Source organism: Bacteroidota bacterium (genome assembly GCA_039111535.1).
Classification (GTDB): Bacteria; Bacteroidota; Rhodothermia; order Rhodothermales; family JAHQVL01; genus JBCCIM01.
This window is the reverse complement of sequence record JBCCIM010000037.1, coordinates 15,150-38,436: the sequence shown is the minus strand read 5'-3', so window position 1 is coordinate 38,436 and position 23,287 is coordinate 15,150. Positions and strand designations below refer to the sequence as shown.

Genomic DNA, 23,287 nt, shown 5'->3' with positions numbered 1-23,287 from the left:
GATTCACGATCATGGTGGGCAGGTGTATATGGACGGGGCAAATATGAATGCCCAGGTAGGCTGTCTTTCAACAGGAATCCATCCCGGAGAGATCATATTAACGGTAATACCGTGTGGGGCCAATTCATTGGAAAGGCTCCTTGAAAATCCAACCTGACTACCTTTGGCAGCAACATAGGCGGTAAATGGGGTGACGCCCAATGAGAATACTTCGCTGGTAATATTGATAATCCGCCCCCATTTTTGCTGCTTCATATGCGGTAAACATGCGCGTGTAAGCAAAAACGGGCTTTTCAAGAAAAAGTCGATCATCGACTGGTAGAGGGCCCAGTCGTATGCTTCTATTGGGCGCTGGGGTTGATCTGGTGTTGCGTTGGGAATCAGAATATCTACAGGCCCGAGTTTCTGCGCAATTTCATCGTACATCCGGCCAACACTGGCTGCGTCGGTTACATCCGCCTGTAACAGGAGGGTGTCTGTACCGGTTTCTTTGAGGGATGTATAAGCTGCCTCTGCACGTGCCCGGTTGTTGTGGTAGTTCATAACCACCCTGGCCCCTTGGTTTGCAAAGGCCATGGCCATGGCTTTGCCCAGGCCCGTGGTGCTGCCCGTAATCAGCACTACGCGATTTTCCAGCGTTGCTGCCATCTGGTTGGGAGTTCTGGTGTTGGGTGCTGTTGCTTGTATGCTGCTATGCCCAAGCAGACAGCAAACCCGTTTAGCGTGTTGCTAGTTTAACTGCTAGAGCGCTTCTCCGCAATACTTACAGAATACAGCATCTTGATCGTGGCCTTCGAGGCTACAGGCGTGGCAGGATTTGGTTGAGGTCAGGTCTGCATCTGCACGCGCAATTTCCACACTCACAATACCCGTAGGGACCGCAAGAATTGCGTACCCCATAATCATGACCACCGACGCAAGGGCCTGGCCGAGAGGGGTTTGGGGCGATATGTCGCCATACCCGACGGTCGTCATGGTTACAATGGCCCAATAAATACTGCGCGGAATACTGGTGAAGCCATTTTCATCGCTTTCGATGAAGTACATCAGGGAGCCGAGGATAACAATCAGCGTCAGGACGGTGAACAGAAAGACAGTAATTTTACGCCTGCTGGCCCAGAGCGCTTGCGTGAGTACCTGCGATTCTGCCATGTACTTGGCCAGTTTGAGCACCCGGAATACGCGCAAGATACGCAGCAACCGGATGACAAGCAGAAACTGCGTGCCAGGGATAAGGACACTCAAATAGGTAGGGATAATGGCAAGCAAATCCACAAGGCCAAAGAAACTGCGTGCATATTTGCTTGGGTAATCAACGCTAACCAATCGCAGGACGTACTCAATGGTGAATGCGATGGTGAAGAACCACTCCGCAATCCGGATAATTTCGCCGTACTCGGATTCAATCGAGGCAACACTTTCCAGCATTACAGCCAGCACGCTCAGCAAGATCAACGTGATCAGCAGCATGTCAAAGAACTTGCCTGACGGTGTATCCGCTTCGAAGATCACCTCATGGATCTTGTCTCGCCAGGGAGCCCTTTGTCTGGATTTTGACGGATTTTTGTTCAAAACTCTTGTGTAGTCTGTTTAAGCGGCCATTTCCAGAAACCCTTCATTGACTAGATCTACCACCAATTCGAGGAAGGTCTCGCTTTCCAGAAACACAGCCATCGATTTTTGGGAGAGCTCTGGTGCTTCGCAAAGCATGGGCGCACTTGCCGCAATGGGGGCCGGGAATAGCAAGGACATGCCGCTGACAAACAATTGGGCGTCTCCACTTTCTTCTGTGATAAAGGCAAAGGTCGCGCCCGAGAATCGCTTGAGTTGGCCGCCGCCTTCAAGGTATTGCCTGATCGCATCAGCTTGCACCGGTTCGTCTAGCGGGAATGCATACACATCACGCTTTGGCTCCGTTACAAATTGCCCGAACCACTCGTCAATGAGCCGGTCTTCGTGTAGTGCCGACTGGATTACTTTTCTGATTCGGGCCAGTGCCTGGGCATCAATTTCACTGGGATGGGCCGGCATTTGGAGATCCGGATCGCTGTAGCGCAGTAGCGGATCGATTTGCTCAGCAACGTACCCAAGGTAATTCGACAGGATGTCGCTGTGCGAAGGCGCCCTGAAGCCAACCGAGTACGTCATACATTCATTCAGCGCGACCCCTTTATGCGCAACGCGGGGGGGGAGGTATAACATGTCGCCAGGTGCCAATACCCAGTCTTCTTCCGGGCGAAAGTTTTGCAGCATGCTCACATCAAGATCTGGCACAAGGATTTCTTCCTTGATGGGATCATTCATGATCTGCCAGCGACGATGGCCCATCGCCTGGAGGAGAAATACATCGTAGTTGTCAACGTGCGCGCCAACACCGCCATGCTCTGGTGCGTAACTGACCATCACATCATCAACGCGCCAAGACGGGATAAACCTGAATGCGTCCAGCAGCTGTGCTATTTCCGGCACATAGCGGTTTACTTCCTGGACGAGCAAGGTCCAGTGCGATACGGGCATGTCATGAAAGTCTTCCTCAAACGGGCCGTAAAGCAACTGCCATGGATAATCGCCATCTTTTTCCAGAATAATGCGTGCGACAGCGTCATCTTCGCAAGCAATTTGCATCAGGTCTTCTTTGTTGATGGGCGACGTATACGCAGACAACGCGCCCCTGATCAACAGTGGTTTTTTCTGCCAGTACTCTTCGAGAAAGGCTTCGATGCTCAGGCCGCCGAGCAGCGTATCCGGGATGGGCAATGTGCGCACGGTAGTATTAAAATTGCTTTAGGGTATCAGAAAAATGCAAAAAGGCAGGTGCCAATTGCAAGCGAAAGATCCAGCAGTAAATCAGACGGTTAGGCTAGAAGGTACGTGATGAGTTTGAAAAGCGGCCACAACAGTAGAAGCACAGCCAGAACAGCAATGTAATTCAACCCAGCTTTTTGTACTGGAATCTCATACCCGCAGTATGGGCAAGTTTCTGTGTTGCGTTCGATGTCAAGTGCACAAGACGGACATTCGATCATGGCATCGGCGCGTCGTTTTCAAATGCATCAAGGACGTGGTCGAGCATTTTGTCATCGTCAAAAATGAAGCGGCCGGCAAAGGTACGGCCGGCAATCAGGTGTGGTATCCAAATCTCGTCATCTTCCCACATTTCATCATAAGGAACAGCATCGAGGCCGGCCCAAATAGGAATGGCCTCATCTGTTTCTATGGGCGTTCCTTCCAGGTCTTCTGCACGAAAAACATGGACGTGAATCGAGTATCCGTCAGCAAACTGAAACTTCAATTCTCCCCGCTTTACCGGATTGATCGGTGTGATACCGAGCTCTTCCTGCGCTTCGCGAATGGCACACGCCACGATGGTTTCATTGGCCTCCAGCCGGCCCCCGGGGCCATTGATTTTGCCGGCGCCCAGACCACGTTTTTTTCTGATGAGCAAAATCTGCCCTTCTTTGATGACAAACGCAAGGGTAGCGGTGTCTTTGGCTTGCCAGGTAGACCAGTCGATGTCCGAAAGAGACGCAGGAGGATTCATGCGGTGGTATTGGAGGGTTGTTGGGTTTGGTGGGAGGCCAGATCAATATAGCTGTCACAAAGCAAGGACAACATGTCTTTACGATGACTGGCAATAACCATCAGGCTCCCTTTTTTCTTTAGCGCTTCAAAACGTGTCGTGGCAGCTTCGAGGCTCTCGCTATCCAAGCCCCGGAAGGGCTCATCCATCAGCAAGACAGCCGGCGCGGCCACGAGCGCCATCCCAATCTGGGTTTTTTTGAGCATGCCGCTTGAATAGGTGCCAATAAGGTTTTGTCGGCGCTCATCCAGTAACAGACTGTCGAGCAGTTGGTCAATTTCAGCAGGACTATTGGACGTCCATTTGTTGCGCGAGCGCAGTGCATATTCGAGCAACTCAACGGCGCTCATATACTCTGGTAGTGCAGATTCGTCGTGTACAATACCGACGTGTTGCAAATAGGTATACGGTGCCTCGTGGATAGATTTGCCGGCAAATGAAATAACACCGCTACTCGGGAACGATGTTACAGCGAGCAATCGCAACAAAGTTGTTTTCCCTGATCCATTAGGCCCGGTAAGGGCTGTTGCTGTGCCGGCTTCAAAGTCGTGCGAGAAACTATCAATTACAGGCACACCCCGACCGTATTGCTTGGATACGTTTGACAACGTAAGGTTATGTCGTGATTCAGGCTGCAAGGCGGGTTCTCTGAAATTTATGGTTGAAGTAGGTAATGCCCCATGCTGCAAGGAAAGCGAGTATCACATCAACGGCCACCCACAGGCCAACAGTCAGGTAAGATAGCTGGCTTGAAAAAAAGGCAACCGAGAGGAGGGCGAGTCCCGCGGGCATCGTCCAGCGCAGGTTTACAAAAAACCTTGTCATACTCCAGCCAGGTTTTGATTGAAACGTCGCTTCAATCAGGTTTGGTGCCAGTCGAGGTTTGGTTAGGGTAACCACCGTCAGGTTTTTTGTGACGAGCATCAGTAGTAAAAATGCGGAGTTGACAGGCGTCCCAGGTGGGTTCTGTGTGGAGAGAATCCAATAAACAACAACGCCTATGGTCATAAACCTTCCAACGGGGAGCACACGGTCAAATTGCAGTAAGCTGGCCCATGTGTGGGCACGCCATTTTGCTGGCACCCAGTATACAGCGTCATAAGAAACAGGAGCCCGGTCGGTTATGCTGATGCTGCCGCGTTTAAATAACTCCGTATAAAATGCGTTGGTGTGGTAATAGTAGCGGTCAAATGACTGCCGAAGTTTTGATGCGCGAAAAACGGTCCAGACAAGCGCCAGGCCCGCAGGTATGAGCACAAGCGCCAAGGGACCAAACTGGCGTAATTTGAGGCCAACGACCAGCGGTATTATACCCACAACAAAAACCCGCGCCGTAGCAAACAACGCCGGCAGCATGCCACGGGGCAGGTTAAGCTGCAGTTTTGGATTGAATTCTACGGCGTTATCCCACCATCCGCCCTCTTTCCCCTCTTGCCATGCCTGCGACTTGGCGCCAATCGTGAGGTAATACTGAAAACTGTAGAGCCCCGTTGCAACGATAATCAACCAGGAAAACGCAACAAGCAAAGCCTTTTGGAAGAGATCTCCGCCGAGGTTGCTCGGTTCGTAAAACGAAGCAATCACCGGGGGGATCAGTAAGCACAAGATAACCGGCTGCCACTGTCCTAATCTGTCGTTGAAGAGGCGTTGTGGTGAGGTGTTTACCAGTTGGTGAAAGGAGAGTTTTTCGTCAGGAATGAGTGCACCCGGTAACGCCGCGGCAAAAACGCAAATGGCAAACAAGTTACAATAGGCAACAATTATGATCCGAGTTTCCATCGGTATGTCACCCGAAATAACCATACTGATATATCCGAGTGCACAGGTTGCAAGCAGGAAAAGGATCCTGTTGATGGCCTGTGCAGGAGGCTTTATGTGTAGCTTATCGGACACAGATGTCGGGCGAGTTCTGGAGGCGTGGTCAGTGCGTGCGCCGAGTGTACGAGATTTGGTGCCGACGAGTTCTGCGTATTGGTAAATAGTTTGCTTCGCATCGCCCTTTAATCCTGATTTGGTGGGATAGGATGGTCGGGTGCATTTTCTAAAATACCGTGAGGCAGAAACCGACAGGGATTTTCCGCTTTGCAGTACGTTATCAGGGAGATTTTCTTCCCTGAATGGTTCAAACACAGAACCAGGACGTGTTGAGCCCAAGGACACTTAGGTAGATTGATGAAGGCATACATTACAAGCGAACTGAAAAGTGTGCTGCGCGCGTTCGACGACGTGCCGGCTGATTTTGAAATAGAGCTGGAGACGCCGCAGAATCCCGAGCATGGTGATCTGTCGTGCAATGCAGCAATGAAGCTTGCCCGTTTTTTGCGAAAGCCACCGCGCGCCATCGCAGAAGACCTGGCAGAGCGCCTGCGCCAGAAGCCCATAGACACAACCCGCATCAGCGGGATTGAGGTTGCGGGCCCCGGCTTTTTGAATTTCAGGTTTGCCAGTACCTACCTGACCGATGAATTGGCTGCATTGCTAGCCGCTGGCGATGCATATGGGCGGACCAACTACGGTACCGGCCAGACCGCCATCGTTGAATATGTAAGTGCCAACCCGACGGGGCCACTTACGGTTGGGCATGGCCGTAATGCTGTGCTTGGAGATACCATTGCCAACCTGTTGGATTGGATGGGGTACGACGTTACACGCGAATATTATTTCAACAACGCCGGGCGGCAGATGCGCGTGCTTGGCCAGTCGGTACGGGGCCGATACCGCGCATTGGTCAACAAAGACGAGCCGGTTAAGCAAATCGAAGTTAACGAAGGCGAAGAAGTTGAAGTCCCGGCCTCTTTTCCCGACGATGGGTACCTTGGCGCGTACATCACCGAGATTGCCAGTGAACTGGCTGAAGCACATGGTGATGCCTTGCTCAAAGAGGAAGGTGAGTCGGTTTTCAAAGAGGCTGCCGAAAAAGCCATTTTCAAGGAAATTGAGTCGACCTTGCGCCGGCTTAACATTCAGATGGACACTTTCTTTAACGAGAATACGCTGTACGATTCGGGCGCTGTTTGGGATGTGGTTAAGCAGTTCAAACAAAAAGAACTGGCATATGAGGCTGAAGGAGCGACCTGGTTTAAAACAACGGCTTTCGGAAAAGACAAAGACACAGTACTGATTAAAAGCAGTGGTGAGCCTACATACCGTTTGCCTGATATAGCTTATCACGCCAACAAGTTTGATCGCGGGTTTTCAAAAATCATAGACGTTTTTGGTGCGGATCATATCGCGACCTATCCCGATGTGTTGAGCGGCGTTGAGGTGCTGGGGCACGATAAGTCTAAAGTGGAAGTGGTCATTTACCAGTTTGTCACGCTGGTACGGGGAGGTGTACAGGTTAAAATGAGCACCCGCAAGGCCACGTACGAAACCCTGGATGATTTGATGGATGAAGTGGGGGAAGACGTAACGCGTTTCTTTTTTCTCATGCGCTCCCCCAACACGCACCTGGAGTTTGACCTGGATCTGGCCAAGCAGGCGCGCGAAAAGAATCCGGTTTTTTACCTGCAATATGCACATGCCCGGATTTGCTCTATTATTCGCAAGGCTTCGGAGGTAGGGTTTGATTTTACGGATGATGCCGACCTGACCCTGCTTGGGCATGAAGCTGAAGAAACGTTGATCAAGGCTTTATTGGAACTGCCGCGCGTGCTTGAGAGCGCAGCATTGTCAAAAGAGCCGCACCGGCTGATCAATTACCTAAATGAGGTGGCCACCTACTTTACGCGTTTTTATGATGCATGCCGCATCGTTGGAGAAGAGCCGGCCTTGGCCTCAGCGCGCATGAAGCTGGCAGATGCCACGCGTATTGTATTGCGCAATGGCCTGACCATGCTTGGGATTTCTGCCCCCGAAAAAATGTAAGTTTCAGATGGAGGGGTGTTAACATGAAAGTGGCTTTTCAGGGCGAATTGGGTGCTTACAGCGAGGAGGCTGTACATGCGCTATTTCCCGGTGCAGGTGTGCATCCGAAAGTTTCTTTTGATGACGTGTTTAGGAGCGTCGAAAGCGGTGAGGTTGACAGTGGTGTGATCCCGATTGAGAACTCACTCTTTGGCAGTGTGCATGTCAATTACGACCTGCTTCGCCGGCACGACCTGATGATTACTGGCGAGTGGCACCTGCGTATACAGCATCATTTGCTTGTAAACAAAGGCGTAAAACTGGATGAAGTTACGCACGTCTATTCTCATCCCCAGGCGCTCGGTCAGTGTCAGGATTTTATCCGTGAGCATCTTTCGGCTGCCGAGGTGGTCCCTGCTTACGATACTGCAGGTGCAGCCAAAATGGTTGCCGAACAGCAGATTCGTGGCCATGCAGCTATTGCAAGCAACCGCGCCGGCGAAAAATACGGGCTCGACTTTCTCGCCAGTGGTATTGAAAGTGATCACCAGAATTACACCCGGTTCCTCGCGCTCCAAACCCAGGATCGCGCTGCCCACGCGGTACCTGCCGGGCTGCCAGCTGAAGCGATGAAGACATCGGTCATGTACGCTGTACAAGAGAATGTGCCGGGTGCATTATTCAAAAGTCTGGCTGTGTTTGCCTTGAGAGACCTGGACTTGTTTAAAATTGAGAGCCGGCCCCTTGTCGGGAGCCCGGGGAAGTATGTGTTCTATATCGATCTTCAGGGCAACGTTGAAGAGGAACGCGTGAAACGTGCGCTTGGTCATCTTGGGGAGATCGCTGCAGATGTTAAAGTGTTGGGTTCTTATCCCAGAGCAGAAATTGGCCAGTAGGTGCTGCAACTCTTTACCCGGTGTCGTTCGCAACGACTGCTGGTTATCTGACCATTCTGGTCGCCATGTCCAATAAATTTGGATTTCTGGGCACTTCTGAGCAAATTAGGCATTGTATGTGCGTGAATGTATATGCATGTTTGCTACATCGCCTGATCAACCATTAGCATTTTCTGATCGTGTCTTTTCTCCCTTATAGTTTGCGTGAAGGCCTTGCCGGCTTTCGCAGGGCAAAGTTTGCTACGTTTACCTCCACAAGCGCCATGGCCGTCGCCCTGGTCCTGATCGGATTGTTTGCCATTCTCAGCTACCAGGCAGGGCAGGTATCCGAGTGGTTGCGAGAACGTGCCGGTGAACTTGAAGTGTATCTCGATGACAACATCGAAGTTGCGCGTGCTCGCGCTTTGCATGAGCGTGCTTCAGCCACCTTTGGGGTGCTGAAAGCCGACTACATTTCTCCGGATCAGGCAACCCAGATCTTTCAGGAAGAATTTGGTGAAGGGGCTGAATTGTTTTTCGACGAGCCGTTTTTGCCTTCGTCTATTCGGGTGCAGGTTGAATCGCGATACACAAATCCAGACAGTTTGAACGCACTGATTGCCGAGTTTGAGAGCTGGAATCGGGTAGGGGAGGTTGTTTTTAACGAGCCTGTGCTGGCGAAGGTGCATCAGAACCTGAATATGCTCAATTCCACTGGCCTTGTACTTGGGTCGATAGTGATTCTGGCGGCAATTTTCCTGGTAGCCAATACGATTCGCTTAACCATTTATGCCCGCCGGCTCCTGATAAGAACGATGAAGCTTGTAGGGGCAACGGATACTTTTATTCGCCGGCCGTTTATTGTGGAAGGGGTGCTCCAGGGCTTAATTGCAGGTATGCTGGCGAGTATACTCGTAATAGGAGTCTATTCGCTTTTATCCGCCTATCTGCCACAACTGGCGCTCTCCCGGGTGCTTACGATTGTGCTTGTGGTTGGCGTAACCCTTGCCGGCGTGGCGCTGGGTTGGATAGGGTCGGCTTTTGCTGTCCGCAGGTTTATCCGAAACGTACAGCTACACTAGGTCCCCGCCATCCTGCAGTCAGGATACACCCACAGGTCCCTGGTTTCTGATTACCCACTCCATGGCGTGGCGAAGCAACTCGCGCCCGCTTTTTAGCCCCAGCTTGTTCTTGATCCGCTCGACGTGCGACTCGATAGTTTTGATGCTAAGGTTCAACCGGTCGGCAATTTCCTGATGTGACAGGCCTTCGCCGATGTACTGGAATACCTGAAACTCGCGGTCGCTTAGCGTAGCGACAGGACTATCCTTGGTTGGTTTTACGAGACCCTGTAGCAACCGTTTGGAAATCTGCTCGCTTACGTAAACATGGCCGGCGGCTACTTTGCGAATTGCATTGAGCACCTTTGCCGGCGCTTCCTGCTTCATGATGTAACCCGATGCACCGGCACGCAGCGTACGTTCAGCGTACAGGTTCTCATCATGCATCGATAGCACAATGATAGCAGCTTTGGGCAAGTGATTCTGAATGATGTGAATCAGGTCAAAGCCACTCGTCTGGTTGAGTGAAAGGTCTAGTACTACAACTTCAGGGTTGCTCTCCAAAAGTTTGTCCAGCGTCGTATCGCCACCATCACTCTCGCCGCAAACTTCCATGTCGGCTTCCCGATCAATCATCCGTTCCATGCCTTCGCGCACAATTGGATGGTCATCGATAAGAAAAATTCGAATTGCCATTGCGATCTGGGGTCTAAGTTCTAGCTCAATAAAATAAGGTTGGGCATCAGTGAAATCTATAGCGTAAAGTAGCTATATTTTTTTTATTTCTGCTGCACTATAGTGTTATTTTTAAAGGTGCAACGCACGGTAGTGCCCTTTTTGGGGACTGTGTCGATGCTAAATACAGCGCCAATAACGCGTGCGCGGTAGTTCATAATGCGTAGTCCATGTCCGTCAGACTCCGACAATGCATGGGTAAATCCATTGCCATCGTCTTCGACAACGAGTTCTGCTTTGCCGTTGGTTTGTTTGAGGGATATTTCTATCTGGGTTGGGCTCGCGTGTTTTACGGCATTGTTGATTGCCTCTTGCCCAATCCGGTACAGCTGTACAGCAGTTTCTTCGTCTTCTATATTAAAGTCTTCATCACAGGTAAACGGGCAGGAGACGCCGAACGTATTTTCTGTATTGAGCGCGAGTTTTTCGAGGCCGGCCCTGATGCCATGCACTTCGAGCGTCACGGGGTTAAGCCCTTCCGCAAGCATACGCGTTTGACTGATCGCTTTTTCTACAAGCTGGCTAATGTCCCGGTTTTGTTCTGCGCAGTCGTCGTTGAGTTCATCAAGGTCGCGCTGCAGGCCGGCAATTTTAAACCCTATACCGGTGAGTAACTGTCCGAGTTCATCATGAAGGTCCTGGCCAATGTTGCGTTGCTGGCGCGCACTGATATCGATGATGGTTTGCTGTAGCTGCCGCTCTTCTGTAATATCTCGGATAACGGCCAATGCTGAGCCTACCTGCGTTTCTGTTGTAGACTCTGGGGCCAGCAATGCTTGAAAGTGTTTGGTGCCGTCAGCAGGGTCCTCGATCTGGAAGTCCAGTTCATAGGCCCGCTTTTCTTTGATTACCTTTTTAATTGTGCTAATCCATTCCTTGTTGAGATCAGGCGGACAGCCAAAGGAGTAAGCATCGAGCCTTGTAAACTCTTCCATGGTCATGTTGGAAGATTGAAGCACTGTTTTATTGGCGAATTTCATATTGAGGTCATCACCAATCCGGAAAATAGCATCGGGGATGGTATCTGCAATGGTTTGCAACTCAATGGTTCGCGCTTTCAGGGTTTCTTCATTCCGGTATTTGACAATTGCCAGCGTCACGTGGTTGGCCATCCGGGATACAAACTGTCTATCTGTAAGTGGGACCTCCGCTGTGTCGTCAAAGAATATCATAAACTTGCCCAGCAAGTTGTCTTTATGCATCAAGGGGAATGCGCCGAGACTCAGGATTCCTTCTTCCGCTGCATATGGTGCCAGGGGTCCTAGTTCAGAATTCAAATCGCCTTCTGAAACACAAACTGTCAGACGTTCTTTCTCGGTGCCATTCCAGGGGCAATGGTCCATCATGGCTTCTCTGTAGGTAGCCGAGAGGCCATCATGGAAAGCAAATTCTATTTCTTCTGTTTCTGGATTGAGGATTAAGATGGCTATTCTGTTGGCGCCTATTGCTTTTTTAGTGCCGTCAGCTGCCGTCAGATAAATAGAGTCGAGAGATTCTCCTTTGTTGACTGCATCTGCGATGTTGTAAATCGCCTGCAACTGATTCATGCGTTGTTGCAGTTGTAGTTCAGCTTCTTTTCTGATGGTGATCATCTGGGATGTACCGATCATGCGGGTAGGATTGCCATCATGGTCGTTGTACATTTTGCCGCTGGTTTGCCACCAATCGAAGGCGCCGTGTTCATCAATGAAGCGGTGCTCAATGTAGAGCGGTTTGTTTTTCTCGATGCATTGCATCACCTGAAAAGAAGCTTTCTCCTGGTCTCCCGGATGAAAACTGCTCAGAATGGTTTGCATCGAGTTGAATTTTTTAGCCTCTATTGCATTAATGGACGAAGGAATGCTGTGTACCACATTGCCGGATGTCAGGTCAACATCCCAAACAACCAGGCTTGCGGCATCGAGGGCGAGCCGGAGGCGTTCTTCGCTATCCTGCAGCGCCACCTGAATTTCTTTGTAGGCGCTCATGTCGGTTGAAATCGCTACAAAGCCGTCGTATTCGCCTTGTTCATCGAACAATGGGGATGCGCTCAGAAAAATAGGAAACGAGGTGCCATAGAGGGTATGGGCGGTTATTTCACCAATCCACTGTTCGCCTTGCTGTAGGGTGTCGATTACGCCCGGATGGCCTTTTATGCGCTTGTTGTCTGGCAAGAGATTGGAAATATCCACGTTGCCACCACCCGTTTGATCAATGCCAAATGCTTTTTGTGCGGCCTTATTGAGGTAGGTGAGCTCGCCTTTTTTGTTTTGCGAGACAATGTTTTGTCCAATTTTATCCAGCAAGTCAGCCTGGAAACGGATCAGTTCTTCTTTTTGTCTGCGTTCTGTTGTATCGAGCGCAGCGCCAATCATCTGCGCCGGTTCGCCGTTTTCATTGTAGAGAATCTGGCCGACCGATAACTGCCAGAAATATTCTCCATTGTTGTCTCTTAGTAAAAACTCTTCTTCGTATCGAACCCCATTGGTAATGGCATTGGTCACGCTGGCAATTACGCGTTCTCGGTGATCTGGGTGTAAGCGTTCAACAAAGTCAGCATAGCCTGTGACTTGTTTACAAGCATTGTCGTCGCCGTTTTCAATATGGTTGACTTCTTCGCTGCCAATTTCCCATTCCCATACCTGAATGCCGGCAATCTCCGTGGCTATGCGCAGCCGGGCTTCGTTTTCCTGTACGGCTTCTTCGGCAATCTTTTGTTCGTGGATACATCGGCTGGTACCAGAGAGACGAACGGGTTTGCCTTCGTTGTTAAACTGGGCTTTACCCTGGAGATGCCACCAGCGTAATTCACCTGCTTTGTTGTACCGGCGGTAGTCAATATTGAAGCCAGTTTTTTCGTGATAACTTGCCTCAATAATTTTTTCCATGCCCGGAAGATCGGGCTCATATACGCAACGTAGAATTTCTTCCCGGCTTATACCCTCAATAAAGTCGTATTCGTTTTCGAGGCTAACGGGCACAACAAGTGACGAAGTCTCTGTTGTTAAATCTACATCCCAGACAACCGTGTTGGACGCATTGGTAGCAATACGAATACGTTCCTCGGCTTTTTGGATTTCCTGTTCTGCAGTTTTCTGTTTGGTCACATCGAGAATGGTGCCCACGGTGGCCGGCTTGCCGTTATAGGCTGCAGAGCCAAACGAAGCGAGTCCCCACCGCGTATCGCCCATTTTGTGGGCCAGCTCCAGGCTTATTTCAATCGAGGTGATCTCATCATCGTTGGTGTTCAAATTGACCAGGTAGTCCTGCGAATCTGGCGCAGCTATCAGGTGGGGCTCCAGTGCCAGGAGTTCTTTGTGGGTAAATCCTGTTAGTGTAGTTGCAGCGTGATTGGCGAAGACAATTTTCTGGTCCTGAAATATGAAGCAAGCCAGCGGTGCTGAGTAGGCAAACTGCTCGAACAGATTTACATGGTCTGAAAGTTTGCGTTTTTGTTGACTGTAGGCCTTCAATACGCGTTCATGTAGGTTTACCGCAACCAGAAATGCCACGCCATAAAGAAAGCTGGAGAAGCTGAATCCTACTGGGATAGCATCATAGTTTGAAAGCGTTGCCCCACGGTGAATCACCATATTTATTACAGTGATTAGAATGATTACGGACAATGTAATCAGGCGCCAGTCCCTTTTTTTGCGCAACATATTGATGGCTTTGAAAAAAGCTATCACGCGCAGCAGAAGGCCGGTAAGCATAAAGACTAAAGACATCGGCTTGGGTATTTAGTCTCTCAACGAGAGAATCACTTTTGCTGCCTGGAGAACAGCAAGCTATTGAAGTTGCTAGCGTGGGAGAAGACCCACGCACTAAGAGGAAATGTTGTTATATAGGATAACCATGAACCATAACTGGCGCAATAGTAGTTTAGCGCATATCACGCTGGCTCCTTAAACCTCCTCTTTTATGCAGATAGGCATTGTTTACGACGTTTTTGCGTCTTATCCATGGCAAACAAATGACCCGACAGACGCGGATGCAGAGTTTGAGCCCGAAGCTACTGTAGAAGCAATAGCCGCGGCACTGACATCACTGGGGCATATACCGATAAGGATAGGTACGGCGAGAGAACTGCTCAGGCAACTGCCCCATCTTAAAGTCGACGCAGCAGTAAACATTGCAGAAGATGTGCACAGCAGGAACAGGGAAGCCTATGCTCCTATATTGCTTGAAATGGCAGGTGTTCCGTTTTTGGGCTCAGACGCCCTTACGTTATCGCTTAGTCTGGACAAAGCATGGACAAAAGATCTGGCGATAGCAGCCGGCGTCCGAACCCCTGCGTATGCCGTATACACAGCGGCAGACGTAGCTGCGTTGGAAGCGCCGCCGGCCCCTTTTCCACTTTTTGTGAAACCTCGCTATGAAGGATCTTCCAAAGGCATTACGCCTGCGAGCAAAGTAGAAACCCTCGATGCGCTGAAAATTCAGGTGCAACGTACCTGCGCACAATACAAGCAGGATGTACTGGTTGAAGCTTTTGTGTCAGGGGGCGGAGAATTTACAGTGGCCGTTGTTGGAAACGATCCGCCAGAAGTGCTGCCGGCTTTACAACGTGCTGTAGAAAAGGAGACTGAAATTGGCCTCCATGCACTGGACAGGCGGGGCTTTGAAAATCCTGAATTGGCATACAAACTGGGGGGGGCGCTCGATCCTGAATTGGAGGCTCGTCTGCAGCATGATGCACTTGCCGTGTACAACAAGCTGGAATGTAAAGACTTTGCACGCCTGGATTTTAGGGTAGATGCTGCCGGCAAACCCTGGTTTCTTGAAATCAATCCCTTGCCAACATTTGCCCCGGATGGTACCTTTGCGATTCTTGCAGAATTGATGGGGCAGTCTTATCCCACCTTTCTCGCAAATGTACTAGAGAGGGGATTAAAACGACTCGGTATGTAATAGTAGAAATGAATATGAACGGCATCCAAACCCCTGATTGGCAAACCCCTGATTGGCAAAAGTGGACCTGGCAGATGCGGCACCGGGTGCATAGCCTGGAGAGCCTCCAACAGTACATTAATCCTACTGCGGATGAAATGGCCGCGATTGAGGCAACACAAGGCATCTTTCGGTGGAATATTACACCATATTATGCTTCGCTAATGGATGCTGACGATACAACGTGCCCCATCCGCCGGCAGGTGGTGCCGCAGATGTCTGAGATGCAGCCCGACATTGTTGGGGTTGTTGATCCGCTGGAAGAGGTTGCCCATTCACCGGTAAAAAATCTGATTCACAACTATACGGATCGTGTAGCATTTTGCGTAACAGCTGAGTGTGCAATCTATTGTCGGTATTGCTTGCGCAAGCGCATGGTAGGAGACGCTGAGCAGTTCATGAATAAAGCCGAGCTGCAGGAAGCCATTGACTATATTGCAGCACATCCGGAAATCAAAGATGTACTGCTCACAGGCGGAGATCCGCTGACGTTCAATGAGAAAAACCTGGAATGGATTATTTCAAGGCTTCGGGCGATCCCGCATGTTGGAGTGATCCGACTTGGGTCGCGGCTACCAGTGACGTTGCCCTACCGCGTGACCGATGCGCTTTGTGAAATGCTGTCCCGATATCATCCAATTTGGGTTAATACCCATTTTAACCATCCCAAGGAGTTGACGCAGCCGGCTGCCGACGCCATCGACCGGTTATTACGTGCTGGTGTGCCGGTTGGTAACCAGACCGTCCTCTTGCGCGGGATCAATGACAACGTGCAAGTCATGCAGGCATTGCTCGAAGGCCTCGTGAAGATGCGCGTGCGGCCGTACTACCTCTATCAAGCGCAGTTAATTGGCGGCACCGCCTCCTTTCGCACCTCCATTGAAAAGGGACTGGAAATTATGCAGGCGTTGCAGGGACGGTTGACAGGCTTTGCAATTCCGAAATATGTCTTGGACACGCCTTATGGCAAAGTGCCACTTGATAGGTCGTATATCCTTGGGCGCTCAGGTGATCATGTGGTGATGCGATCGTATCAGGGACCTTTGTGGGCTGAGCCAAATCCTCTGTCGGCCGGCGAGTCGACCACATACGCACTGCCAGAAATAGAAATGCCTGAAGGGACAAAAACCATCCCAACGGGCGCAGCAACGTTTGTCCCGCTGCCAGTTGTTTAGCGGGAAGTATAACGCAGGCTATTTGAGCAAGCTCATCATTTTTGAAGTGCTGCCTTGGGGTGTTTCAATGCGGTACATGTAGAGTCCGCTGGGTAAATCGCCGGCTTCGAAGGGCACCTGGTGTGTGCCGGCTGCCTGCAAGCCATCTACAAGCACAGCGACTTCTCGTCCGAGTACATCATACACGGCCAGGCGTACGCGCATAGATTCGAGTAAGCTGAAGTTGATTTGTGTGACCGGATTAAACGGATTCGGGAAATTTTGCTCAAGCGTGTAAAGGGTTGGCAATGCTTCGCCGGCTACCTGCGCTGCACCACCAAATGTGATGTTATTTATGTCCATGGAGAATGGCTGCAATTGTTGTCCATCTCCGAGTGCATAAAAGGCCAGAAGCGTGATGTCGTTTGCTTCAAACCGGCCATCGAATCGGCCTTCTTTGCGCATTTCGCTGAAGCTAATGCTGTGGCGCTTGGGCTCCTCTGTAAGTTCAAACGTAAACCCGTACTGATCCCATGTCTCGATGCTAGCCTTCTCAGCAATGAGGCGAACCTGTCCTGTACCAGACGCCGTGAACGACACGTAGTTGTACGCAGAAAGATCTACAGCCTTGCCGTTTGGCTGGAGGTACCGAAATAAACTCACCCAATTTTTGACGTGGCCTTCGATAGATCCGGAGCGCTCGACGATATAGCGATCAACGGTGTAAAGCTGTTTGTTGGATGCTGTAAAGAAATTGTTCACTTCAGATTCGTCGCCGGAGGCATAGCTCCATGTGCCATCCGCGTGATACAGCTGGTCGAGGCTGTTAGATGCTTTGTGCTCAACAGTCAGGATTGCGTCGAAGATCGATCCTACGTCCAGCGTGATCTCAGCGTAGGGGAAATCTGCTGTAGGTTTGTTGAGGTCAACCGTTTGCGCAAAAGGAATTCTGATGCCACGGGCGGCATCGGCTTCTGTTGCAGCCAGGGTACCACGGATGATGACCTGCGCGGCTCCTGCGCGGTTGACCAGCCGGAGATTGATTTTGCCCTGGGTGTATTCACCGTCAGCAACAAAAATCTGTGGTGCACGCGTAGCATTGTTTTGATACGTGAGCGCATTGCGTTCGCTGAGTGTGTTGAGCAGATCTGCAATAACGCCGGCGGAGAATTCAGGCGTTACGCCCCATACTTGCACATTAATCACTTCACTGCCGGCGGGCACGGTGTATTCGGCTGGCGAGAAGCGGCTGTCGATCGTATAGGCGCTACCACTGCGGTAAGCCACAAAACTGATGGCATAGTCAATGTCGCCCGTAGCATGGCGCAATTTCGAAAGTACAAAGTCCTGCCCGTTAATCTGGACGAGCCGAACGTCTTCCAACTTGCCGCCTCCGAGTCGGTCACAGGATACTTTTGTGTGATCATACAACTCGCCGGTAGGTGAAGATGTACTAAATATGGCGCCGAGCCGGCGTCCGTTGACTTGCAGATAATCTACAGCCAATACGCCGGTTGCATTGGTGATGCCCAGGAGGTCACGCGGCGTAACTTCATAAGCCAGAGAGGTATGTGGACCTTCCGACGGAATTGCATTGCGCAGGTCATCCAACCCGCTGCCGGCTTTGGCAAGCCGGATGGCGTTTTCGCTGGTTGGCAAAAACACCTGCGGTGCGGGTGCCGCGAGCAAGGCTGCTTTGTGCTGGGTATCCACCCGTCTGTTGAAAAGCCGCTGGGCCAGTTGTATGGCCATCGTCCCTTCACTTTCTATGCCGCCATCTCCACCCCCTGAGCTTTCACCCGGTGTGATGGCCGCGCTGTCCTGGTCGTCTTCATCGGGTACGTTGTTGCCAGGTGTTGAATCAGGGTCGTAAGCATCACTAGTCATGATCTCGACCACATTTTCAACAGCAACTCCAGTGTCAACTGTCGTGCTGACAGTACAGGAAGCTGAAGCGCCTGCAGCGATGTTGTCCAGTGTTGCGCGAATAAGTTGTTGCGTTTCGCCGGCATCATTTACAAAACTGCTTACATCCAGGTTTGTGATCCCGGTGTCGCACGTGTGCGATACATAGTTGAGGCCGACCGGTACGCGATCGTCAACCGTTACATTAGCGGCCGTATCCGGGCCCTGATTCACAAGATCGAGTGTAAAGACTACCGTTGCACCGCTGTCGGGTGCCGGGTTGTCGACCAACTTGGTGATCTCAAGGTCAGCTACTGCGTCCGGTGTAAATACAATGTTGTCCAGTGCGCCTGAGCCCTGACGGGTGATGCTCATGGTGCGAACCGCGGATACCGTAGCGTTGCCGCCGAGTGGCATGGCTGCGAGTATTGCTTTGCCATTGTCGCCAGTTACAATCGGATTGGCGAAGCCAACGGCATTGCCGGCTTCGTCAAAAAAGTCAATTTGCAGGGTTTCCGAGCCTTCAACGTCGAGTGTTGTCAACTCAGTAATGGTCACATCTGTTGGGAATGTCAAGTGGACGGTTGCATTGCCGCCAAAATCCTGTGGGTTCGCAACCGGGCTGCTATTCAAGTCACTACAGAATTGGTGTACAACGAGCAGGTTGCCCAGGGCAGTATCGTTTTCGTAACCACTGCCGGCAGCACCGCCTGTGCCAGTACCCGGGCCGCCAAAAGATGCATTGGGTGTGCCGAGGTCGTCATCGTCACCCGAACAGCCACCCGGGCACGACGAATCGAAAATTATGGCAGCATTGCGCGTAGGGCACGCGGGATGTGTGGCAGAAACTGCAATGCCACTGTACCCTTCAGAGCCGGCGACATAGGTGAGGATTTCTCCCGTTTCGTATTGCTCAAAATCGATAACCTGTGTCTGTGCAACAACGCCTTGGGCACCAATGGCCATGAATGTGAGAAGCAGGGCCAGTAAACAGGTTCTAAATAGGCTGAGATTGAGGGGCATGGTCTTGTGAAAAAACATCGACAAATCTGAAATAGATGCAGCAGAAGGCTGTTATTTGCAAGATTTGTATAATTTTAGGATGCTAACGGATATCGCTATTGAAGAAAAGGTGGTGTCTTGTATAAAGATCGTCTTGTTGTAGAGAATCCTTATACTTTCAAATACCAGACCACAAAAAACTTGAAAAGCCTGCGTTTCTTGCGGCGTTATAGATTCAGATGACAAAAAATACGTGTATTGTAGATTGTATACCAGCGTCGATTGTAAAAGATTTCTGTTTTTTGTCGCAATTCAGTGGGATTTAAGTGTCTCTGCTTATAAATCTAAAAATATGCCGGGGATGGATCAGAACAGCAGGTTGCCGACTTTAATGGCAACTGTTCGATCATGCATCCGGTTGACTTCGCACGCAGCGGCTAGTAGATTTTAGCTTTATCTTGCGAGATGATGTCTGCAAACCAGAACCTATCGGGTATCCCGGTGCCACGCAATATTATTAATACGATGGGCAGGCGCTTGCGCCTGATAAATGGCATCTCTACCTACTCCTCTCCCTTATGAGCGGCACTTTAGCAACAATACTATTGATTATCGCCTGCATTTTGATCGTGCTGGGCGTTCTTGTTTTTTTGAACAACCGGCGCAACACTGGCGCAGCCGCGCAGGCCTACAAACCAACCGCGCTAAATCGGACGCCTGAAGAAGAGTTGAGTGCTCTCGGTATTCTGGAAATTAAGCCACGGGCTGTTGGCGCCCGCGACGAAACAGAAGACGCCGGCGACGTTGAGATCATTGATGTGGAGTCGGAAGAGCTTGAAGAGGCAGACGTAGTAGTGGATGAAGCGCTAGCAGATGAGGCAGAGGAGGCAGTCGAGGAGGACCCGGAAGAAGTCATAGACACAGACCTGGAGCCTGTATCAGACGAGACAGAAGTCGCAGATCAAGACGTAACAGCAACAGCGGGGAACCGAAAAAGCGGCGTCTCGCGCCGGGAAGCCCTCTTCAGAATGTTGAACGCCGTGCAGGCCTCAGTTGATGGGTACACAGCATGCCTGATCAAGCGGGAAAACGACGGACGGTGCAGTGTCGAAGCGATTGTGAGTCAGAATCCACAGGCACTCGGATCAAAGAGCCTGCAGCTTGATCACTTGCTTGACGATCAGGCGCCGGCCGGTACCGCCGTTGTTGTCAAAGACCTCGACCCGAACAAAGCCGCGATGGAGGAATTGGGGTACTATGCAACACCCGTTTCCATCCGGCAGGTTGCGATTGCTCCAATAAAGGCCCCAGGTGATGAAGCATCATACTATCTGCTCGTTGATGCACTTGGCTGGCAGGATCTGGACGACCCCTGGCAGCGCCTCATGATTGGCCAGTTTGCAAACTTGCTGGGGACGTTTATGTCTACCCCTGTCCTGGAAGGCGACTCTGGCGAATTTATCAAACCACGTGTCCGGCCCCGGAGAGAAATTATTGCTGAAGAGATCGACCGCGCCCGTACAAAAAAGCATCCCCTTGCGTTGGCATTGATCTATCTCAATCGTGCTGAGCAGGTAGCAGACGAAGGGGGCAAAGCCATTAGTGACGCAGAGCGTGCGATGGCCACCCGGCTTGAGTTGTCGGTCAATGGCGGCCGGCTTGAACGATTTGGTGAGCTAACCTACGGCATCTTTCAGGATGAAGGGGTGAGCGAAGTAGAAGCCTGGGCGCTGCAACTCCAGGAAGAGCTTGTGCGAGAGAGTGACCACTTTGAAGGCGGCGTTAGCATAGGCATCGCCCTGCTGCAGGACCGGCACAAAGACGCTGATGAGTTTCGCGCAGATGCCACAGAAGCCCTCCGCGAAGCATTTGAAACCGGCGCAACCACCATTATTGAATAACAGCAAGACGCTGCTATAGCACGCTGTACCATCAGGCACCATCCGCTGCCAAAGGGTTGGCAATTGGTACTAACGAACACCCAACAAGGAATTTCGAATGTCGAAGTATACATTCACCTTAAACCTTAAACCTTCATGCCCGTGTTTCTAACCATTGTGCTGGATGGCGTTGGTATTGGGGCACAACCAGATGCTGACCGATACGGCGACGAAGACAGCCATACCCTGGGACACGTGTGCGCAGTTGCACATCCACATTTACCACATCTTGCAAACATGGGACTCGGCAATATTGCGCCACTTGCCGGCGTGGTGGCGGTAACTGCCCCGTTAGGATCTTATGGGAAAATGCAGGAAGTCTCAGCTGGGAAAGACAGTACCACGGGACACTGGGAGCTCGCTGGTATTAAGCTAATGTCGCCTTTTCCTACTTTTCCTGATGGCTTCCCTGATGAACTGATCAAGCCGTTTCTTGCTGCTACCGGATACGATGAAGTGCTGGGGAATTGTGCCGCATCCGGGACGGCGATTATTGATGAATTTGGCCCTGCCCATGAAGCCTCCGGACAGCCTATTGTATACACATCAGCAGACAGTGTATTCCAGATCGCGGCCCACAAAGACGTAATTGCGCTTGATGAACTGTATCGGATATGCGACATTGCGCGCGATCAGATTTGCGTGGGGCCCTTTGGGGTTGGGCGCGTGATTGCTCGGCCCTTTGTCGGCACTGCCGGCGCCTACCAGCGGGTTTCTGCAGAACGCAAAGACTATTCGATGCTGCCGCCGGCACCGCCGCTGCAATCGGTTTTGCAGGAGCATGGCGTGCTGACCATCTCCATTGGCAAAGTAGCGGACTTGTTTGGTGCTATCGGATTTGATGTAAGCTACAAGACAAAGTCCAATGCTGAAGGTATTCAGCGCACGTTACAAATTTTGGCAGAGGCGGACCCGGATGTGCCCACATTTGTTTGGGTAAACCTGGTTGATTTTGACCAGGAGTACGGCCATCGAAATAATCCGGATGGCTTTGCTCGTGCCCTGGAAGCTTTTGATGCGGCTTTGCCAACGCTATGCGCTGCTTTGCCAGATAATGACAGTGTGTTGTTTATAACAGCAGATCACGGCAACGACCCTACAACACCAGGTACCGACCATAGCCGGGAATACGTCCCTGCGCTTTGTTATCAGGCTGGTAGCGAAGGTGTTGATCTTGGCTTGATGGCTACTTTTGCTGACCATGCAGCAACGGTTGCTGCGTATTTCCAGGCTCCTTACGTGGGGCCTGGGAAATCTTTCAAGGATAAGGTGGCAGGATTATGAGTGGCCGGCGATAGGGTGAGGCAAGTACAGTGCTTCGAGGTATGCCAGTTCTTCAGCATCCAATGTCAGTGACAGCGCAGCCGCGGCATCATCCAGGTGGCTGATTTTTGACGTTCCAATGATGGGCGACGTTACCCCGTTTTGCTGCAATACCCACGCAAGTGCAACTTGCGCGCGCGATACCTCATGTTTGTTGGCGATGGTTTTTACCCTGGTTACAATATCCTGATCAGCCTGGCTAACATCAGCGTATAGTTTTTTGGCGATCTCATCAGATTCCTGTCGATTGGTGGTGGCATCCCAATCCCGTGTTAGCTTCCCTCTGGCAAGTGGGCTCCAGGGGATTACCCCGATGCCTTCTGCTTCACAGAGCGGCAGCATTTCGCGTTCTTCTTCTCTGTAGATCAGGTTAAGATAGTTTTGCATGGATACAAAGCGCGTCCAACCATGCAGGTCAGCCGTGTGCAACGCTTTGGCAAACTGCCATGCATACATGGAAGAGGCGCCGATGTAGCGCACTTTGCCGGCCTTTACGAGGTCGTGTAGCGTTTCCATGGTCTCTTCGATGGGCGTCTCGTAGTCCCAGCGATGAATCTGGTAGAGGTCCACGTAATCTGTACCCAGGCGTTTCAGGCTTGCATCGATGTTGTACATGATCGATTTGCGAGAGAGTCCGCCGACATTGGGTTTGTCTGTTAACGGGAAGAAAACTTTGGTAGCTATCACCACTTCTTCACGCCGGGCGAAGTCTTTGAGGGCACGGCCGACAATTTCTTCGCTGGTGCCATCTGAGTACGCATTTGCCGTATCAAAGAAGTTGATGCCGAGGTCGAGTGCGCGCTTGATGATGGGCCGGCTTGCTGCTTCATCAAGCGTCCACGGATGTTGGCCGCGATCGGGGATGCCAAACGTCATACATCCCAAACAGATACGAGAAACGGTAAGGCCCGTTTTGCCCAGTCTTGTATATTCCATG

General features: G+C 51.1%; 17 protein-coding genes. 7 read left to right on the top strand and 10 right to left on the bottom strand.

Annotated elements, in window-relative coordinates:
- Positions 1-9: 9 nt before the first annotated feature.
- From AAF564_08310 to AAF564_08285, 6 genes are all read right to left on the bottom strand, one after another.
- A complete protein-coding gene (locus tag AAF564_08310) occupies positions 10-648 on the bottom strand; it encodes an SDR family NAD(P)-dependent oxidoreductase (GenBank protein MEM8485540.1) in 639 nt (212 codons plus the stop codon).
- Between the two features lie 93 nt (positions 649-741).
- Positions 742-1,572, bottom strand: a complete 831-nt coding sequence (locus AAF564_08305) for an ion transporter (GenBank protein ID MEM8485539.1) — start codon at positions 1,570-1,572, stop codon at positions 742-744.
- Positions 1,573-1,590: 18 nt separating this feature from the next.
- Positions 1,591-2,766, bottom strand: coding sequence for a cupin domain-containing protein (locus tag AAF564_08300; GenBank protein ID MEM8485538.1), 1,176 nt, complete (start codon positions 2,764-2,766; stop codon positions 1,591-1,593).
- Positions 2,767-3,022: 256 nt separating this feature from the next.
- The gene (locus AAF564_08295) at positions 3,023-3,541 is read right to left on the bottom strand and encodes an 8-oxo-dGTP diphosphatase (protein ID MEM8485537.1); all 519 of its coding nucleotides are present in this window, start codon (positions 3,539-3,541) and stop codon (positions 3,023-3,025) included.
- Positions 3,538-4,188 carry an ABC transporter ATP-binding protein gene (locus AAF564_08290; GenBank protein MEM8485536.1) on the bottom strand — a complete coding sequence of 217 codons (651 nt, stop codon included), beginning with the start codon at positions 4,186-4,188 and terminating at the stop codon, positions 3,538-3,540. The genes AAF564_08295 and AAF564_08290 overlap by 4 nt, the downstream gene beginning before the upstream one ends.
- A gap of 19 nt (positions 4,189-4,207) precedes the next feature.
- Positions 4,208-5,473 (bottom strand): hypothetical protein, encoded by a 1,266-nt coding sequence (locus AAF564_08285; GenBank protein ID MEM8485535.1) that lies wholly within the window; start codon positions 5,471-5,473, stop codon positions 4,208-4,210.
- Positions 5,474-5,752: 279 nt separating this feature from the next.
- On the opposite strand from AAF564_08285, the gene argS reads away from it, so the two are divergent.
- From argS to AAF564_08270, 3 genes are all read left to right on the top strand, one after another.
- Positions 5,753-7,447, top strand: a complete 1,695-nt coding sequence (gene argS / locus AAF564_08280) for an arginine--tRNA ligase (protein MEM8485534.1) — start codon at positions 5,753-5,755, stop codon at positions 7,445-7,447.
- 23 nt (positions 7,448-7,470) lie between these two features.
- Entirely contained in the window at positions 7,471-8,322 is an 852-nt protein-coding gene (gene pheA / locus AAF564_08275; protein MEM8485533.1) for a prephenate dehydratase, read from the top strand.
- A gap of 179 nt (positions 8,323-8,501) precedes the next feature.
- Positions 8,502-9,383, top strand: coding sequence for a permease-like cell division protein FtsX (locus AAF564_08270; GenBank protein ID MEM8485532.1), 882 nt, complete (start codon positions 8,502-8,504; stop codon positions 9,381-9,383).
- Between the two features lie 18 nt (positions 9,384-9,401).
- Here AAF564_08270 and AAF564_08265 read toward each other — a convergent pair whose 3' ends face one another.
- Both AAF564_08265 and AAF564_08260 read right to left on the bottom strand, forming a co-directional pair.
- Positions 9,402-10,058 (bottom strand): response regulator transcription factor, encoded by a 657-nt coding sequence (locus AAF564_08265; protein MEM8485531.1) that lies wholly within the window; start codon positions 10,056-10,058, stop codon positions 9,402-9,404.
- A gap of 83 nt (positions 10,059-10,141) precedes the next feature.
- A complete protein-coding gene (locus tag AAF564_08260) occupies positions 10,142-13,804 on the bottom strand; it encodes a PAS domain S-box protein (GenBank protein ID MEM8485530.1) in 3,663 nt (1,220 codons plus the stop codon).
- Positions 13,805-13,997: 193 nt separating this feature from the next.
- Between AAF564_08260 and AAF564_08255 the strand changes: the two genes are divergently transcribed.
- Together AAF564_08255 and AAF564_08250 are read left to right on the top strand one after the other, a co-directional pair.
- Positions 13,998-14,987 carry a D-alanine--D-alanine ligase gene (locus tag AAF564_08255; GenBank protein MEM8485529.1) on the top strand — a complete coding sequence of 330 codons (990 nt, stop codon included), beginning with the start codon at positions 13,998-14,000 and terminating at the stop codon, positions 14,985-14,987.
- A 14-nt stretch (positions 14,988-15,001) separates the two neighbouring features.
- Entirely contained in the window at positions 15,002-16,201 is a 1,200-nt protein-coding gene (locus tag AAF564_08250; GenBank protein MEM8485528.1) for a KamA family radical SAM protein, read from the top strand.
- Positions 16,202-16,219: 18 nt separating this feature from the next.
- On the opposite strand, the gene AAF564_08245 is transcribed toward AAF564_08250, so the two are convergent.
- A complete protein-coding gene (locus AAF564_08245; GenBank protein ID MEM8485527.1) occupies positions 16,220-19,108 on the bottom strand; it encodes a T9SS type A sorting domain-containing protein in 2,889 nt (962 codons plus the stop codon).
- A gap of 557 nt (positions 19,109-19,665) precedes the next feature.
- Between AAF564_08245 and AAF564_08240 the strand changes: the two genes are divergently transcribed.
- A complete protein-coding gene (locus AAF564_08240; GenBank protein ID MEM8485526.1) occupies positions 19,666-20,988 on the top strand; it encodes a GGDEF domain-containing protein in 1,323 nt (440 codons plus the stop codon).
- A 135-nt stretch (positions 20,989-21,123) separates the two neighbouring features.
- Positions 21,124-22,311 (top strand): phosphopentomutase, encoded by a 1,188-nt coding sequence (locus AAF564_08235; protein ID MEM8485525.1) that lies wholly within the window; start codon positions 21,124-21,126, stop codon positions 22,309-22,311.
- Here the strand turns inward: AAF564_08235 and AAF564_08230 are convergent.
- Positions 22,306-23,286, bottom strand: a complete 981-nt coding sequence (locus tag AAF564_08230; GenBank protein ID MEM8485524.1) for an aldo/keto reductase — start codon at positions 23,284-23,286, stop codon at positions 22,306-22,308. The two genes, AAF564_08235 and AAF564_08230, sit on opposite strands and share 6 nt — an antisense overlap.
- Position 23,287 lies beyond the last annotated feature (1 nt).